Genomic DNA, 17239 nt, shown 5'->3' with positions numbered 1-17239 from the left:
CGACTATGGCCCGCAAGCGTCAGCACGAAGATCACGTCAACCATGAGGCATGGGCCATCCCCTATGCCGATCTGATGACGTTGCTGCTCGCCTTCTTCGTGGTGATGTACGCGCTGTCCACGGTCAACGAGGCCAAGTACCGGGTCATGGCCGACGCGATGAGCACCGCCTTCGGCGGCGCGCCGCGGACGATGAGCCCGGTGCAGGTCGGCGATCACCTGATGCAGGGCCAGGGCGGCGCGCGCCCGACCCCGATCAAGTCCAGCCCGGCGCTGTCCCTGCCCGACCCGAACCGGCTGCCCTCGGCCTCGCCGCTGCGCTCGCCCAGCGCGCTGCGCGACGAGGAGCAGCTGCGGCGCGCGCAGCGCCAGCTCGACGGCATCGCCGACCGGCTCGGCGCCGCCCTCGCGCCGCTGATCCAGAAGAAGCTGATCACCGTGCGCCATGCCGGGCTGTGGATCGAAGTGGAGATCAACAGCGACATCCTGTTCGGCTCCGGCTCCGCGTCGCTGGACCAGAGCGCCCGCGCCACCCTGGCGCAGCTGGCGCAGGTGCTGGTGCCGGTGCCCAACGGCGTGCGCGTGGAGGGCTATACCGACAACAGCCCGATCGCCACCCTGCAGTTCCCGTCGAACTGGGAACTGTCGGCGGCGCGCGCGGCCAGCGTGGTGCATCTGTTCGCCGACCAGGGCCTGCAACCGTCGCGGCTGTCGATGATCGGCTACGGCGAGTTCCGCCCGCGGGCCGACAACGACAGCCAGGCCGGCCGCAACGCCAACCGCCGCGTGGTGCTGGTGATCCTGGCCGACGCCGGCGGTCCCGACAGCGGCAGCGGCACGGCGCCCGTCGCCGCGGCCGGCACGCCGACGCCGCAAGACCGATTGACCGATACCGCCGGCGCCGCGCCGGCGACCCCGCTACATTCCGCCGCGGCGGCCGCCGGCAATGCCGGCCCGTCCCGCGCGGTACCTGCCGCCATTGAAGGAGTGAACTGATGCGCATCTGGGCGATTGCCAACCAGAAGGGTGGCGTGGGCAAGACCACGACCACGCTGGCGCTGGGCCGTGGCCTGGCCATGCTCGGCCACCGCGTGCTGATGCTGGATCTCGATCCGCACGCCTCGCTGACCCGCGCCTTCGACGTGCCGCAGGACCCGCCGCCGAGCGGCGTGCTGGACCTGTTCGCCACGCCGCCGAGCGACCTGGCCGCGCTGGCCCGCGGCAGCGCCATCGAACGCCTCAGCTACGTCTGCGGGCAGACCGCGCTGGCCACGCTGGAGCGGCGCAGCGCTAACCAGCCCGGGCTGGGCCTGGCGCTGCAGCAGGCGATGGCGCGGCATGCCGGCCAGCACGACTACATCCTGCTCGATTGCCCACCGACCCTGGGCCTGCTGATGATCAACGCGCTGGCCGCGGCCGACCGGGTGATCATCCCGACCCAGGCCGAGCCGCTGGCGCTGCACGGCCTGGCCAGCATGGTCCGCACCGTGGACATGGTCGAGCGCTCGCGCCGCCGTCCCCTGCCCGCCTCGATCCTGCCGACCCTGTTCGACAAGCGCACCCGCGCCGGCAACGACACCTTGCGGCAGATGCAGGACAGCTACGGCGAGCGGGTCTGGGAAGACGCGATCCCGGTCGACACCAAGATCTGCAACGTCAAGGCGTTGACGGTGGCCGGCGTCCCCGGCGACTACCCCGGCCGCGGCCTGGCCGCCTACCGCCGCGCGCTGGAATGGCTGATCGCCAGCGACGCCACGCCCATGGAGCAGGAGCAGGCCGCATGAACACGCCCGGGGTCATCGACGACTATCTGGAAGGCCTGCTGCACGACGTGATCGCCGAAGAGCGCGACGCCGAACGCCAGGCCACGCTCGCCGCGGCCAGCGCCGCAGCGACGCCGGAACCGGAACCGGTGCGCGCCGTCGAGGCCGCCGCGCCGGTGGTCCCCTCCGCGGAGGACATCGCTGCCGCGGTGCTGGCCGAAGCCGATTCCGATCCGACCCTGGCCGGCATCATGTCGCAGCAGGCCCTGACGCCCAAGTCGGCCGGCCCGACCCCGGAAGAACTCGCCGCCGCGGTACTGGCCGAAGCCGACGCCGATCCGGCCCTGGCCGGCATCATGTCGCAGCAGGCCCTGGCGCCCAAGCCGGCTGGCCCGACCCCGGAAGAACTCGCCGCCGCGGTACTGGCCGAAGCCGACGCCGACCCGGCGCTGGCCGGCATCATGTCGCAGCAGGCCCTGGCGCCCAAGCCGGCCGGCCCCACCCCGGAAGAACTCGCTGCCGCGGTGCTGGCCGAAGCCGACGCCGATCCGGCCCTGGCCGGCATCATGTCGCAGCAGGCCCTGGCACCCAAGCCGGCTGGCCCGACCGCCGAAGAAATCGCCGCCGCGGTACTGGCCGAAGCCGATTCCGACCCGGCCCTGGCCGGCATCATGTCGCAGCAGGCGCCGTCCGCCGCCGACCGTGAGGCCGATCTCGAGGTGGTCGCGGCGATGGAGATGCAACGCGCCGCCGCGCCGCCGCGCGACCTGGCCGCGGAAGACGACGCCGCCGCCGCGCGTGCGGTCAAGCGCCCGCCGATGGCGGTGCCGCCGGAACGCCGCGTCGAGGCCGAGCGTGCGCAGGCCGCGGGATCGCGGCTGCCGCCCAACCTACAGGCGTTCATGGCCCCGAGCGCCCCCCACGAAGCCTCCCCGCACCAGCGTCGCGCGCCGGACCGCAGCACCCGCTGGCTGCGCCTGCGCTGCGGCGAACAGGCCTATGCGCTGGAACTGCTGAAGGTGCAGGAAGTGGTGCTGCCGGTGCCGCTGCTGGCGCTGCGCGGCACCCCGACGGCGATGCTGGGGATCATGAACCTGCGCGGCCAGGTGGTGCCGGTGATCGACCTGGGCATCCACCTGGGCGCCGCGCCGATCGAGATGGACATGCTGACCCGGGTGGTGGTGCTGGAAGAGAACGGCGAGACCCTGGGCCTGCGCGTGTCCGCGGTCGAGGACGTGGCCAGCCTCACCGACCAGCAGATCGAGCCGCCGGACAACGCCCGCATCTGCCGCATCTCCAACCACCTGTTCCGCGGCGTGGCGCGGCTGGGGCCGCAGCCGATGATCCTGCTCGACGCCGAGCAACTGCTGCACTGAGCGCACGAGGGCAGGCCCGCCGTGCTTGCGCACGTGTGCGGCAAGCCGGGCCAGCAAGGGAACCTGTGCCGGCAGGCGCCCCGCAACGGCGCAGTGCCGTGCGCGCCCGGGCGCCGCACGGCCAGTGGCCGTGTGCGGCGCGCGCCCAACCCAGGCCCCGAGCCAGCGGCGATGCGCCGTGGCAGCGGCGGCCGGCAACTGCCAACCCTGCCGCACTTTCCCGATGCGCCGCTAAAGCTTCCCGCGCATTGGCCGTTATCTGCCCTAGAACCATTCCGTGCGGAGCAATGATGAGCACAGTGACCCTTGGCGAAGATCTCGGCATCGAGACCAGCGCCGACCTGAAACAACGGCTGACCCCGTTCCTGGCGTCGGACGACGAGCTGCAGCTGGACGCCGGCGAGGTCCGCCGCATCCATACCGCATCCGTGCAGGTGCTGTGCGCATTCGTCGATGCACGTCGGAAGGACGGCAAGAGCACTGTGTTCGCAACCTGCAACGACACGTTCCGCGACGCGGCACGCCTGCTAGGGGTCAGCGCATCGCTGGGCCTTCCTGCAACCCCTGACAACCTGAAATCTGTGGAGAACGCCGCATGAGCGCACGTATCTTGGTGGTGGACGATTCGGCGTCGATGCGCCAGATGGTCTCCTTTGCCCTCACTTCGGCCGGTTTCGCGGTCGAGGAAGCCGAAGACGGCCAGGTCGCCCTCGGCCGCGCCCAGGGCCAGCGCTTCAACGCGGTGGTCACCGACGTCAACATGCCGAACATGGACGGCATCTCGCTGATCCGCGCGCTGCGCCAGCTGCCGGACTACAAGTTCACGCCGATGCTGATGCTGACCACCGAGTCGGCGGCGGACAAGAAGTCCGAAGGCAAGGCCGCCGGCGCCACCGGCTGGCTGGTCAAGCCGTTCAACCCGGAACAGCTGATCGCCACCGTCCAGAAAGTCCTGGGCTGATTTCCTCTCCACCCTTTTTCCGGATTCCCCGCCCATGAGCATGGACCTGCAACGTTTCCACGCCACCTTCTTCGAGGAGAGCCGCGAAGGGCTGGACGCGATGGAAGCCGGATTGCTGTCGCTGGAAGAAGGCAACCGCGATCCCGAAGTGATCAACTCGGTGTTCCGCGCCGCGCACTCGATCAAGGGCGGCGCCGCCACCTTCGGCTTCGAGGCGATGGCCGGCCTGACCCACGTGCTGGAGACGCTGCTCGACGAGCTGCGCTCGGGCAAGCGCGAGGTGGAAGCGCACGCGATCGATGCGATCCTGGGGTCGGTGGACGTGCTGCGCGCCTTGCTGCGCGAAGCCGAGCACGGCACCCCGGCCGATCCGGTCGCGGTCAAGGCGGTGCACGACCGCCTGCAGCAGGCCCTCAACGGCAACGCCGCCGCCGCGCCCGCCGCGACCCCGGCCGCCAACCAGCCGGCCGAACCGGAAGCCTGGCAGATCGGCTTCACCCCGGCGCCGTCGCTGTTCATGAGCGGCAACGACCCACTGCGCATCATCCGCGAACTCGAACACCTCGGCCCGCTGCAGGTCGCCTGCCGCACCGCGCGCCTGCCCGGCTTCAGCGACCTCGACCCGCTCGAGGCCTACCTGGCCTGGGACCTGGGCCTGGTCGGCAAGATCCCGCGCAGCGCGATCGAAGACACTTTCGCCTGGGTGATCGACGATTGCGAACTGGACATCCGCGCGGTGCCGCCGCCGAGCCTGGCCAGCGCGCCCGCCCCGACCCTGGCGCAGCCGCCGGCCAGCGCAACCGCCGCGCCGGCCGCTGCCGTGGCCGCCAATGCGCCGGCCGGCAACGCCGCCGCCGCGCACGAAGCGGAAAGCTCGATCCGGGTCAGCGTCGACAAGGTCGATGCGCTGATCAACCTGGTCGGCGAACTGGTCATCACCCAGGCCATGCTCAAGCAGGTCTCCGGCGATCTCGACCCGGCCCATGCCGAGCGCCTGTTCGCCGGCCTGGACCTGCTCGAACGCAATACCCGCGACCTGCAGGAAGCGGTGATCGGCGTGCGCATGCTGCCGGTGGACGCGGTGTTCCGCCGCTTCCCGCGCCTGGTCCGCGACCTGTCCACCCGCCTCGGCAAGCAGGTGCGGCTGCGCACCATCGGCGAAGGCACCGAACTGGACAAGGGCCTGATCGAGAAGATCGCCGATCCGCTGGTGCACCTGGTGCGCAATTCGATCGACCACGGCCTGGAAATGCCGGAAGCGCGCCGCGCCGCCGGCAAGGACGAGACCGGCACCATCACCCTGGCCGCCTCGCACCAGGGCGGGCACATCGTCATCGAAGTCAGCGACGACGGCGCCGGCCTCAACCGCGACCGCATCCTGGCCAAGGCCGCCGAACGCGGCCTGAGCGTGCCGGACAACCCCACCGACGCGCAGGTGTGGGACCTGATCTTCGCCCCCGGCTTCTCCACCGCCGACGCGGTCACCGACCTGTCCGGCCGCGGCGTGGGCATGGACGTGGTCCGCCGCAACATCCAGGGCCTGGGCGGCGAAGTGCAGCTGGAAAGCAATTCCGGCCGCGGCACCCGCGTGCTGATCCGCCTGCCGCTGACCCTGGCGATCCTGGACGGCATGACCGTGTCGGTCGCCGGCGAGACCCTGATCCTGCCGCTGGCCTACGTGCTCGAAGCGCTGCAGCCGCAGCCCGACGACATCCGCAGCATGGCCGGCGAAGGCCGCGTGTTGCGGGTCCGCGGCGAATACCTGCCGATCCTCTCGCTCAGCGATTCGTACGGCTACGGCCGCACCGAGCAGGCCGAGCCGCTGGTGGTGGTGGTCGAGGCAGACGGCCAGAAGATCGCGCTGGAAGTGGACGAACTGGTCGGCCAGCAGCAGGTGGTGGTCAAGAACATCGAGAACAACTACCGGCGCATCGGCGGCATCTCCGGCGCAACCATCCTCGGCGACGGCCGCGTCGCCCTGATCGTGGACATCGGCGGGCTGGTGCGTTCGCTGAAGGTGCCGCAAGCGGCCTGATCGCTTCGGTCGATGCACCGCCGACGACGCGGCAGCGCGTCGTCGGCCAACGACATCGCGGCCAAAGCCGTTGCTTTCGGAACACGCCGCATCCTGGACGGACTCCCCACGCGTCGTGACGCAGACGGGTCCGTGCAGTCGAACACATCGACGTTGGCGTTCGGCTCGGTGCAATGCCGAGAACGCCCAGGGCATGATGCCTGCTCGCGGATGCGCCTGATGCATACCGCAGAGTCACCAGAAATCAGGTAGCCGAACACGCAACTGCGCTCGACCCGCTTCGCCGGGATCGGGCGCCGATCGCGCAGGCTGCAGCGGCGATGCAGCAGGCCGCACGACCCCACCGCATGCGCCCCAAGAACGCCGGCACCATCGCCGGCGCGAAGAAAAGCAGGCCGGACACCGACGCTGGCCGCCGACGCTCCATTTTTCAGACGCCACGACCGCTACGCCGCAGACCCCAGACGCGATGCCCAGGATCCATGGGCAGGGCGCGCGGTCTTGCGGCTACAGCGGCCTTCCTGCAGGGACGCCGCAAACGCAACTGACATCCTCACGTCAGCCGATCTTCCGTGCCCTCGGGCTTCCTGGAACTCTGCAATGAACGCACTTCTGCAACGCTACAACGTCGGCCGCCGGCTGACGATGGCCTTCGGCCTTTTGATCCTGCTGTCCTGTCTGCTGGTCACCGCCGGCCTCGTCACCCTCGCCAAAGCGCGCGGCGAGCTCGACGACATCGTCAACGTCAACATGGAAAAGATCCGGCTATGGAGCGAGATGCTGGATGCCAACAACAGCATCTCGATCGCGTTGCGCGACCTGTCCATCGCCAAGGATGCCGACGACATCGCCACTGCCAAGGGCGTCATCGATAACCAGCGCCTGCGCTACAACACCAACCGCGATGTGCTGTTCGCCAAGCCCACCGATGCGCAGGGCATGACGAACCGCGCGCTGGTGTCCAAGCAACGGGACATTGCCCGCGTAGCGAACGATGCGATCATCGACAGCGCCATCGCAGGCCGCCAGGCAGAAGCGCAAGCGATGTTGATGGGGACAGGCGGATCAGCGATGAACGCCTGGCAAAAAGGCATCCGTGACGCCGTTTCCACCCAGCGCAAGAATGCCGCCATCGCCTACACCACGGCGACCAGGGCAATGGCGAACGGGCGCAATACGATGGTCGCCGGGGGCTTCGGCGTGCTGCTGGTCAGCAGCCTGCTGGCCTGGATGATCACCCGCAGCCTGACCCAGCCGCTGAACCGCGCCATCCGCATTGCCGAGGCGATCGCCGACGGTCGCCTGGACAACGATGCGAAGACCCAGGCGCGCGACGAGACCGGCCGCCTGCTCGATGCAATGGATCGCATGCAGACCCAGTTGCAACGCTTCTCCAGCGAAACCGCGCTGATGATCGAACTGCACGCGGACAAGGACATGACCCACCGCATGCCGTCGGATTTCCCGGGCGTGTACGGCGAGCTCGGCGCAGGCATCAACACCATGATGTTCGAGCACCTGGATGCCATCGTCGATGCGATCGCGGTGCTCAACGAGTACGCGATCGGCGACCTGCGCCGCGATGCGCGGCGCCTGCCGGGCAGCCGGGTGGTCCTGCACGAATCGATGGACGCGGCCAAGGCCAGCCTGCTGGCGATCAACACCGAGATCAAGCGCCTGGCGGCAGCGGCGGCCGCCGGCGACTTCAGTGCCCGCGGCGATGCCGGACGGTTCCAGTACGATTCGCGGGTGATGGTGCAGGATCTCAACGCGATGCTGGAGGCCAGCGACAGCAACCTGGGCAAGCTGTCCACGCTGTTGCGCTCCATCGCCGAAGGCGACCTGACCGCACGCATGCACGGCGAGTTCCAGGGTGTGTTCGCCACGATGCGCGACGATGCCAATACCACGGTCGCGCAATTGACCGACATCATCGGCGGCATCCAGACCGCCGCGATCAGCATCAACGCCGCCGCCAGCGAGATCGCGACCGGCAACGACGACCTGTCGCGCCGCACCGAGCAGCAGGCCGCCAGCCTGGAGGAAACCGCCGCGTCGATGGAAGAGCTGACCTCCACGGTCAAGCAGAATGCCGACCATGCACGCCAGGCCAACCAGCTCGCGGTCGGCGCGGCGGCCGTCGCCACCCAGGGCGGCGATGTCGTGAGTCAAGTGGTGACCACCATGAGCGGCATCGAGACCTCGTCGAAAAAGATTGCCGACATCATCAGCGTCATCGACGGCATCGCCTTCCAGACCAATATCCTGGCCTTGAATGCGGCCGTGGAAGCGGCGCGGGCCGGCGAACAGGGTCGCGGTTTCGCCGTGGTCGCCAGCGAGGTGCGCACCCTCGCCCAGCGCTCGGCCGGTGCCGCCAAGGAGATCAAGAGCCTGATCGACGACTCGGTCGGCCGTGTCGCCGCAGGTTCGGTCCTGGTCGGCCAGGCCGGCCAGACCATGCAGGAGATCGTGTCCTCGGTGCAGCGCGTCACCGACATCATGAGCGAGATCTCCGCCGCTTCGCAGGAGCAGTACGCCGGCATCGAACAGGTCAACCAGACCGTGACCCAGATGGACGAAGCGACGCAGCAGAATGCCGCCCTGGTCGAGGAAGCCACTGCCGCGGCCCGTTCGATGGAAGAACAGGCCGGTCAGCTGACCAAAACCGTCGCCCTGTTCAAGCTGGAAGCCGCCGCCGCGCCTTCGCCGCAACGCACCTCGGCCGCATCGCGTCCGGCCCTGCATGCCGTGCCCGCACGCAAGCTGCCCGTACGCGCCAAGCCGGCGCTGGCAGCGACAGCCTCCACCGCGAAGGATTGGCAGACCTTCTGAGCCAGGCCAGGGCATTGCCCTGCGAAGCGCCCCATCGGCCGTGCTCACCCCACGGCCTTTTTTGTGTGCATGGGCGCATCGCGCGCTTCAGTCCGGCCGCAGCCGATCGCGGACCAGGGTGCATCCCGCCCGGCACTCGGGCGCTTGGCAGCCGAACCCTGCCATCTACAGGTGCGCTGCGATGCGCTCAACCGGCTAAAGATCCCGACCACGCCGCCGTTATGAATTAGACAAAACACGACGAAATTCACAATTTCAAAAAAATACTATTGCTTAGTGAATTAAAATCCATTCTACGAAAGGAGCCAGCTACATGACCGCATTCCTGCAGCGCTACAGCGTTGGCAATCGACTCTCAGCAGCATTCGGCATCCTGATCCTCATCTCCGGCCTGCTGGTTGCCGCCGGATTGTTCGCGATGTCCGGCGCGCGCAAGCAATTGGACAGCATCGTCCATTCCAATATCGAGAAGATCAACCTGTCCAACGGCATGCTGGATGCGAACTCCGCCATCCTGGTGGCGCTGGGAACGTATGCCACCCAGGTCGGCAACACCGATGCCGACAAGGAGTTGGCAGTGATCCAGACCGAACGCCAGCACTACAACACCGAACGCGACAAGCTCTATGCGATGCCGACCAATGACGCCGGCAAGCGCCTGCGTGCCGAAATCCAAGACCTGATGAACAAGGCACGACCGCTGAACAACGCGGTGATCGAAGCCGTCAAGGCGGGCGAGTATGCTCAGGCGCAGCAACTCTTCCACGAAAAATCGCGTCCCGCGACGCTCGCCTGGCAGACCAAGATCCGCGAGAACGCGGTCCTGCAGAACCAGCTCAGCAAGGAGGCGCATGCGACCGCGGTCGGCCATATCGAACGCGGCCGCGCGATGCTGATCGGCGGCGGCATCGCCGCGGTGCTGGCCAGCAGCCTGCTGGCCTGGCTGATCACCCGCAGCCTGACCCAGCCGCTGAACCGCGCCACCCGCGCCGCCGAGGCGATCGCCAACGGCCGCCTGGACAACGACGTCAGTACCCAGGCCCGCGACGAGCCCGGCCGCCTGCTCAACGCGATGGACAAGATGCAGACGCAGCTGCAGCGCTTCTCCAGCGAGACCGCGCTGATGATCGAACTGCATGCCGACAAGGACATGACCCATCGCATGCCGCTGGATTTCCCCGGCGTGTACGGCGACCTGAGCAAGGGCATCAACACCATGATGTTCGAGCACCTGGACGCGATCGTCGATGCGATCGCGGTGCTCAACGAATACGCCAACGGCGACCTGCGCCGCGACGCCCGGCGCCTGCCCGGCAGCCGCGCGGTGCTGCACGAATCGATGGATGCGGCCAAGGCCAGCCTGCTGGCGATCAACACCGAGATCAAGCGCCTGGCCGCGGCGGCCGCCGCTGGCGACTTCAGTGCGCGTGGCGATGCCGATCACTTCCAGCACGACTTCCAGGCAATGGTGCAAGGCCTCAACGCCATGATGGAGGTCAGCGACCGCAACCTCGGCAAGCTCTCCGCGCTGCTGCAGTCGATCGCCGCCGGCGACCTGACCGCGCGCATGCACGGCGAGTTCCATGGCGTGTTCGCGCGGATGCGCGACGACGCCAACGCCACCGCCGATCAGTTGACCGGCATCGTCGGCCGCATCCAGACCGCGGCGGTCAGCATCAATGCCGCCGCCACCGAGATCGCCGCCGGCAACGACGACCTGTCGCGGCGCACCGAGCAGCAGGCCGCCAGCCTGGAAGAGACTGCCGCGTCGATGGAAGAACTGACCTCGACCGTCAAGCAGAACGCCGAGCATGCGCGCCAGGCCAACCAGCTCGCGGTCGGCGCCGCCACGGTCGCCTCGCAAGGCGGCGAGGTGGTCGGCCAGGTCGTCACCACGATGAGCGGCATCGAGACTTCGTCGAAGAAGATCGCCGACATCATCAGCGTCATCGACGGCATCGCGTTCCAGACCAATATCCTCGCCTTGAATGCCGCGGTGGAAGCGGCGCGTGCCGGCGAACAGGGTCGCGGTTTCGCCGTGGTCGCCAGCGAGGTGCGCACCCTCGCCCAGCGCTCGGCCGGTGCGGCCAAGGAGATCAAGAGCCTGATCGACGAGTCGGTGACCCGCGTCGCCGAGGGCTCGACGCTGGTGCGCCAGGCCGGCCAGACCATGACCGAGATCGTGTCCTCGGTGCAGCGCGTCACCGACATCATGGGCGAGATCTCCGCCGCCTCGCAGGAGCAGTACGCCGGCATCGAACAGGTCAACCAGACCGTGACCCAGATGGACGAAGCGACGCAGCAGAATGCTGCGCTGGTGGAAGAAGCCACGGCCGCGGCGCGGTCGATGGAAGACCAGGCCGGCCAGCTCACCGAAGCCGTGGCGGTGTTCAAGCTCGAGGCGGCCAACGCCGCGCCGGCCAGCCGGGCCGCCCTGCGCAACCTGCCGGCACAGCCGACGCAATTGCGTCAGGCATAGACGCCAGGCCCAGCCAGACAGGAATGGCGGCGATCGCAAGTCCAGCCGCCACCTGACCCAGCGCAATGCGACACCGATCGGCCGCGGACCCCCGCGGCCGAATCGCGTTCTGGGACACAGTGCCGACTTACCCCGTGCTGGGATTCGCCGCACACGGCCATTGTGCGGCAAGCCACAACCGCACGCCGTCGCGTGCCACTGGCCAGCCGGATAAAGGCGTCATGCATCAATAAACCAAATATCGATATGCTTTGACTATCTATTGATATCAAGAAATCGATTGAATTTAACGATAGATCCGCCGTTACAGAGGACATGGATGCAGTGATCGGCATCCGACGCGCTGCTGTCGCCCTTTCATAGCCCGTTTCATCCTCAACTCCGGGATCCATCGATGAAGACCAAGAATCTGCCCCTGTCGGCCCAACTCGCCATCGGCTTCGGCGCCGTCGTGCTGGTGCTGCTCATCGTCGGCGCGATCAGCCTGCGCAGCCAGTTCCAGTTCAACGACGCCGTCGCCATCAACGAACATACCTTCAAGGTGCTGGCTACCGGCGAACTGATGCAGGCCAACACCCTGAACGTGCAGACCAGCACCCGTGGCTATCTGCTGTCCGGCAACAAGGACTACCTGCAGCCGTTCGCACTCGGCCAGGCCGGCTTCGAGAAGAGCTTCGCCGAGGCCAAGCGCCTGACCGCGGACAATCCGCGGCAACAGGCGCGCCTGGCGCAATTGCAGTCCGCATACCAGGAGCTGGTGCAGATCGAGCAGCAGGTCATCGCCTTGCGCGAGCGTCCCGACAGCCAGCAACAGGTCCTGGCCGCGTTCGGCGAAGGCCGCGACCGCGAGGCGATGAACAAGATCCGCCCACTGCTGAGCGCATTCGCCGACGAGGAAAGCGGGTTGCTGGTCAAGCGCAGCCAACAGCTGGAAACGGTGCGCGCGCAGGGCAAGTGGTCGGTGCTGCTCGGCAGCCTGGTCGCGATCCTGGTCGCCGTGGGCATGGGCCTGGTGATCCGCCGCCAGCTGGTCAAGCGTCTGGGCCTTGCGATCGACGTGGCCGACGCCATCGCCTCGGGCAAGCTGGACAACACCATCGATACCCAATCGCGCGACGAGACCGGGCGCCTGCTGGTCAGCATGAGCAGCATGCAAAACCAGTTGCGCGCCGTGCTCGCCGCGCAGACCGAAATGGCGCAGCGCCACGACGCCGGCCAGATCAGCTATCGCATGGACGAGAGCGTCTTCCCCGGCGACTACGGGCGCATGGTCCGCGACAGCAATGGCTTGGTCGCTGCGCATATCGCGGTGAAGATGCGCCTGATCCAGATCATGGGCCGCTATGCGATCGGCGACCTCAGCGAGGACATGGACCGCCTGCCCGGCGAGAAGGCCGTGCTGACCACGACGATGGACACGGTCAAGCAGAACCTCGGTGCGATGAACCGCGAGATCGGCCAGCTTGCCGATGCCGCGGCGGCCGGCGACTTCAGCGTGCGCGGCGACGCCGAAAGCTTCCAATACGACTTCCGCGCCATGATCGACAGCCTCAACCAGCTGATGGCCACCGCCGACGGCAACCTCGACGCGCTGTCGCAAATGCTGCGCGCCATCGCCGCCGGCGACCTGACCGCCCGCATGAGCGGCGACTTCAACGGCGTGTTCGCGACCATGCGCGACGACGCCAACGCCACCGCCGAGCAACTGGCCAGCATCGTCGGCGGCATCCAGACCGCGGCGATCAGCATCAATGCGGCGGCCAGCGAGATCGCCGCCGGCAACGACGACCTGTCGCGCCGCACCGAGCAGCAGGCCGCCAGCCTGGAAGAGACCGCCGCCTCGATGGAAGAGCTGACCTCCACCGTCAAGCAGAACGCCGAACATGCCCGCCAGGCCAACCAGCTCGCGGTCGGCGCGGCCTCGGTCGCGGCGCAGGGCGGCGACGTGGTCGGCCAGGTGGTGACCACCATGAACGGCATCGAGGCCTCGTCCAAGAAGATCGCCGACATCATTTCGGTGATCGACGGCATCGCCTTCCAGACCAACATCCTCGCGCTCAACGCCGCGGTGGAAGCGGCGCGCGCCGGCGAACAGGGCCGCGGCTTCGCCGTGGTCGCCAGCGAGGTGCGGACGCTGGCCCAGCGCTCGGCCGGCGCGGCCAAGGAAATCAAGAGCCTGATCGACGACTCGGTCGGCCAGGTGTCCAACGGTTCGGCGCTGGTGCGCCAGGCCGGCCAGACCATGAGCGAGATCGTGTCCTCGGTGCAGCGCGTCACCGACATCATGGGCGAGATCTCCGCCGCCTCGCAGGAGCAGTACGCCGGCATCGAGCAGGTCAACCAGACCGTCAATCAGATGGACGAGACCACCCAGCAGAATGCCGCCCTGGTCGAGGAAGCAAGTGCCGCGGCGCGGGCGATGGAAGAACAGGCCAATCAGCTCACCGGCGCCGTGGCGGTGTTCAAGATCGAGGCCGCCAACGACGCCGTCGCGGCCCGACCCGGGCTGCGCAGCGTGCCGGCCCCGCGTTCGCCGCTGCGCCCGGCGCCGCGGCCGCGGGCCCTGGCCGCCGTGGGGACCGCAACGGAATGGCAGGAGTTCTGAGTCCGGCGGCGGCTCCCACCGCTGCATGAGGTTCCGATCGGCCGCAGCTCGCTGCGGCCGATTCAATTTATGAGACGCAGTGCCGATAAGGAATCAGACCCAGGATAGTGCCGATACCGTCGTACCCAACAAGAAACGCGGCACCACAGCGCGGGCGAACGGATCGGTTGCTTCGTTTTTCTCCACTTCTGCCAGCGATGAACGCCATGAGCCCGACCCCAGCCCCCCGCTTCACCAGCGTCGCCACCCGCCTGATGCTCGGCGTGGCCGCGATCGCCGTGCTGTGTTTCGGCGTGACCGCCGCGATCATCTACGTGCGCAGCAGCGATGCGCTGCTCACCTCGGCCAAAGCCGGCATGACCGATGTCGCCTACCTGGAAGCGCAGCGCATTTCCAACGATATCGGCGCGGCCTTCGTCTCCAACCAGGTGTTCGCCAACAGCCTGCTGGCGCAGCGCAACCAGGACGGCAAGGTGCGCGAGACGTTCAGCGATATCGTGCTGCGCGAATTGCGCCAGCACCCCGACTGGACCGGCCTGGGCACGCTGTGGGAGCCGCAGGCGTTCGATGGCAAGGACACGGCCTATGCCAACGCCGACGGCCACGACGCCAGCGGCCGCTACATGGTGTATTGGGCCTGGCAGGGCGACAAGCAGGTGCGCGAACCGCTGCGCGACTACGAGGTGCCCGGCTCCGGCGACTGGTATCTGAAGGCGCGCCAGCAGCACCGCCCGACCGTGGTGGAACCCTACGTGTACGAGATCGGCGGCAACAAGGTGCTGATGACCACGCTGACCACGCCGGTGCTCGAGGACGGCAAGTTCCTGGGCGTGGTGACCACCGACTTCGGCCTGGCCAAGCTGCAGGAACGCCTGTCCAAGCTGCGCCCGCTCGGCGCCGGCCATGTGCGCCTGCTGTCGCCAGGCGGCGCGATCATCGCCGACCGCGACCCGGCCAAGGTGGGCAAGAAGCTGGACGACCCGGCCACGCGCGCCTTGCTGGCCGCCATCGCCAAGGGCGAGAGCGTGACCCGCGAAGTCGACGATGCGCAGACCGGCGCCACCGATATCGAAGTCTACGTGCCGCTGCAGATCGGCCAGGCGCAGGAGCGCTTCGCGCTGGGCGTGGCGGTGCCACGCGGGCTGCTGATGGCCCAGGCGCGCTCGCTGCTGTGGACCATCGTCGCGGTCGGCCTGTGCGCGGCGCTGCTGCTCAGCGCCGGTCTCTACCTCCTGCTGCGGCGCCTGGTGGTCACCCCGCTGGCCAACGCCGTAGAGGTGTCCGGCGCCGTCGCCGCCGGGCGCCTGGACAGCCGCATCCACTACCAGCGCAACGACGAGCTGGGCCGCCTGTTCGGTTCGTTGCAGCGGATGCAGGAACAACTGCGTGCCGTGCTCGATGCGCAGAAGGAAATGGCGCAGCGCCACGACGCCGGCTAGATCAGCTACCGCATGGACGAAAGCGCCTTCCCCGGCGATTACGGGCGCATGGTCCGCGACAGCAACGCGCTGGCCGCGTCGCATATCGCGGTGAAGCTGCGCCTGGCGCAGATCATGGGCCGCTACGCGATCGGCGACTTCAGCGAGGACATGGACCGCCTGCCTGGCGAGAAGGCCGTGCTGACCGAGACCATGGACACGGTCAAGCAGAACCTGACCGCGATGAACCGCGAGATCAACCAGCTCGCCTCTGCCGCCGCGGCCGGCGACTTCAGCGTGCGCGGCGATGCCGAGCGCTTCCAGTACGACTTCCGCGCCATGGTCGACAGCCTCAACCAGCTGATGGCCACCGCCGATGGCAATCTGGAAGCGCTGTCCACGCTGCTGCAGGCCATCGCTGCCGGCGACCTGAGCGCCCGCATGCAGGGCGAGTTCCAGGGCGTGTTCGCCCGGATGCGCGACGACGCCAACGCCACCTCCGAGCAGTTGGCTGCCATCGTCGGCCGCATCCAGACCGCCGCGCTGAGCATCAACAGCGCCTCCAGCGAGATCGCCGCCGGCAACGACGACCTGTCGCGCCGCACCGAGCAGCAGGCCGCCAGCCTGGAGGAAACCGCCGCGTCGATGGAAGAACTGACCTCCACGGTCAAGCAGAACGCCGAGCACGCACGCCAGGCCAATCAACTCGCCGTCGGTGCGGCCACCGTCGCCTCGCAGGGTGGCGACGTGGTCAGCCAGGTGGTGACCACGATGAACGGCATCGAGATCTCGTCGAAGAAGATCGCCGACATCATCTCGGTGATCGACGGCATCGCCTTCCAGACCAACATCCTGGCGCTCAACGCCGCGGTGGAAGCGGCGCGTGCCGGCGAACAGGGCCGCGGTTTCGCTGTGGTCGCCAGCGAAGTGCGCACCCTCGCCCAGCGCTCGGCGAGCGCGGCCAAGGAGATCAAGGGCCTGATCGACGAATCGGTGACCCGCGTCAGCGAGGGCTCGGCACTGGTCGATCAGGCCGGCAGGACCATGCAGGAGATCGTGTCCTCGGTGCAGCGCGTCACCGACATCATGGGCGAGATCTCGGCCGCCTCGCAGGAGCAGTACGCCGGCATCGAGCAGGTCAACCAGACCGTCACCCAGATGGACGAGGCCACGCAGCAGAACGCCGCATTGGTCGAGGAGGCCACGGCCGCGGCGCGCGCGATGGAAGAACAGGCCGGCCAGCTCACTGCGGCCGTGGCCGTGTTCAAGCTCGACAACGCCGCCGTCTCCACGCCGGCAGCCGTGGCCAAGCCCGGCCTCGCGGTCGCCGCGTCAGGCACGAACGCCAAGCGCGCGCCGGCAAAGCGCAGCAACGTGCCGATGCGCGCGGTGCCAGGCAAGCCGGCGAGCACCGCCGACACGCAGTGGCACGAGTTCTGAGCCGTTGCGGTTCGGCGCATACCCGCACCACCGCGGGTATGCGCCGGAACGGCATGGGCGGCGGTGCCTGGTTGGATGGCTTGTCGCCAGCCGTTCCATCGCGTCGCCATCGGCTGGACCCCTCTCCCACCGGCGACCGAAGGAAAGCCCTGTGGGAGAGAGGATTGGGGTGACGTGCGACAAGCACGCCACGCCAACCGCCGCTGCGTTGTCCTTTCGATGACCTCCGCGCGCCATCGGTCGGACATGTTTAAAGATACGTCGCGTCTGGCCGCTAGCCAGTATGACATTTGGCTGACCGCGTCTTGGGGACGCGACAGCCGGTCCAAAC

At 68.2% G+C, this 17239-nt stretch carries 9 protein-coding genes and 1 pseudogene; all 10 read left to right on the top strand.

The features are described from left to right. Nucleotides 1-5: 5 nt before the first annotated feature. The 10 genes and pseudogenes from motD to H9658_RS23220 all read left to right on the top strand — a co-directional run bounded on the left by motD (nucleotide 6) and on the right by H9658_RS23220 (nucleotide 16908). A complete protein-coding gene (gene motD / locus H9658_RS20535) occupies nucleotides 6-995 on the top strand; it encodes a flagellar motor protein MotD (RefSeq protein WP_191826757.1) in 990 nt (329 codons plus the stop codon). After that, nucleotides 995-1783, top strand: coding sequence for a ParA family protein (locus H9658_RS20530; protein ID WP_191826756.1), 789 nt, complete (start codon nucleotides 995-997; stop codon nucleotides 1781-1783). Before motD ends, H9658_RS20530 begins: the two co-directional genes overlap by 1 nt. Beyond that, the gene (locus H9658_RS20525) at nucleotides 1780-3138 is read left to right on the top strand and encodes a chemotaxis protein CheW (protein ID WP_191826755.1); all 1359 of its coding nucleotides are present in this window, start codon (nucleotides 1780-1782) and stop codon (nucleotides 3136-3138) included. The genes H9658_RS20530 and H9658_RS20525 overlap by 4 nt, the downstream gene beginning before the upstream one ends. Nucleotides 3139-3428: 290 nt before the next feature. After that, a complete protein-coding gene (locus tag H9658_RS20520; protein WP_074375519.1) occupies nucleotides 3429-3737 on the top strand; it encodes an STAS domain-containing protein in 309 nt (102 codons plus the stop codon). Beyond that, complete coding sequence (locus H9658_RS20515) at nucleotides 3734-4099, top strand: response regulator (protein ID WP_003470902.1); 366 nt, start codon at nucleotides 3734-3736, stop codon at nucleotides 4097-4099. The genes H9658_RS20520 and H9658_RS20515 overlap by 4 nt, the downstream gene beginning before the upstream one ends. Before the next feature lie 34 nt (nucleotides 4100-4133). After that, nucleotides 4134-6134, top strand: a complete 2001-nt coding sequence (locus H9658_RS20510; RefSeq protein WP_179564474.1) for a chemotaxis protein CheA — start codon at nucleotides 4134-4136, stop codon at nucleotides 6132-6134. 600 nt (nucleotides 6135-6734) lie between these two features. Further along, nucleotides 6735-8966 (top strand): methyl-accepting chemotaxis protein, encoded by a 2232-nt coding sequence (locus H9658_RS20505; RefSeq protein ID WP_191826754.1) that lies wholly within the window; start codon nucleotides 6735-6737, stop codon nucleotides 8964-8966. Nucleotides 8967-9279: 313 nt separating this feature from the next. Further along, nucleotides 9280-11445 (top strand): methyl-accepting chemotaxis protein, encoded by a 2166-nt coding sequence (locus H9658_RS20500; RefSeq protein ID WP_191826753.1) that lies wholly within the window; start codon nucleotides 9280-9282, stop codon nucleotides 11443-11445. A 394-nt stretch (nucleotides 11446-11839) separates the two neighbouring features. After that, on the top strand, nucleotides 11840-14050 hold the full coding sequence (locus H9658_RS20495; protein ID WP_191826752.1) for a methyl-accepting chemotaxis protein: 2211 nt from the start codon (nucleotides 11840-11842) through the stop codon (nucleotides 14048-14050). 197 nt (nucleotides 14051-14247) lie between these two features. Next, nucleotides 14248-16908, top strand: a pseudogene (locus H9658_RS23220) (methyl-accepting chemotaxis protein). Nucleotides 16909-17239: the final 331 nt, after the last annotated feature.

Source organism: Xanthomonas bonasiae (assembly GCF_014836395.1).
In the GTDB taxonomy this organism is placed as follows: domain Bacteria; phylum Pseudomonadota; class Gammaproteobacteria; order Xanthomonadales; family Xanthomonadaceae; genus Xanthomonas_A; species Xanthomonas_A bonasiae.
The sequence above is the reverse complement of the archived record's forward strand: the minus strand, read 5'-3'. Positions and strand labels throughout refer to the sequence as shown.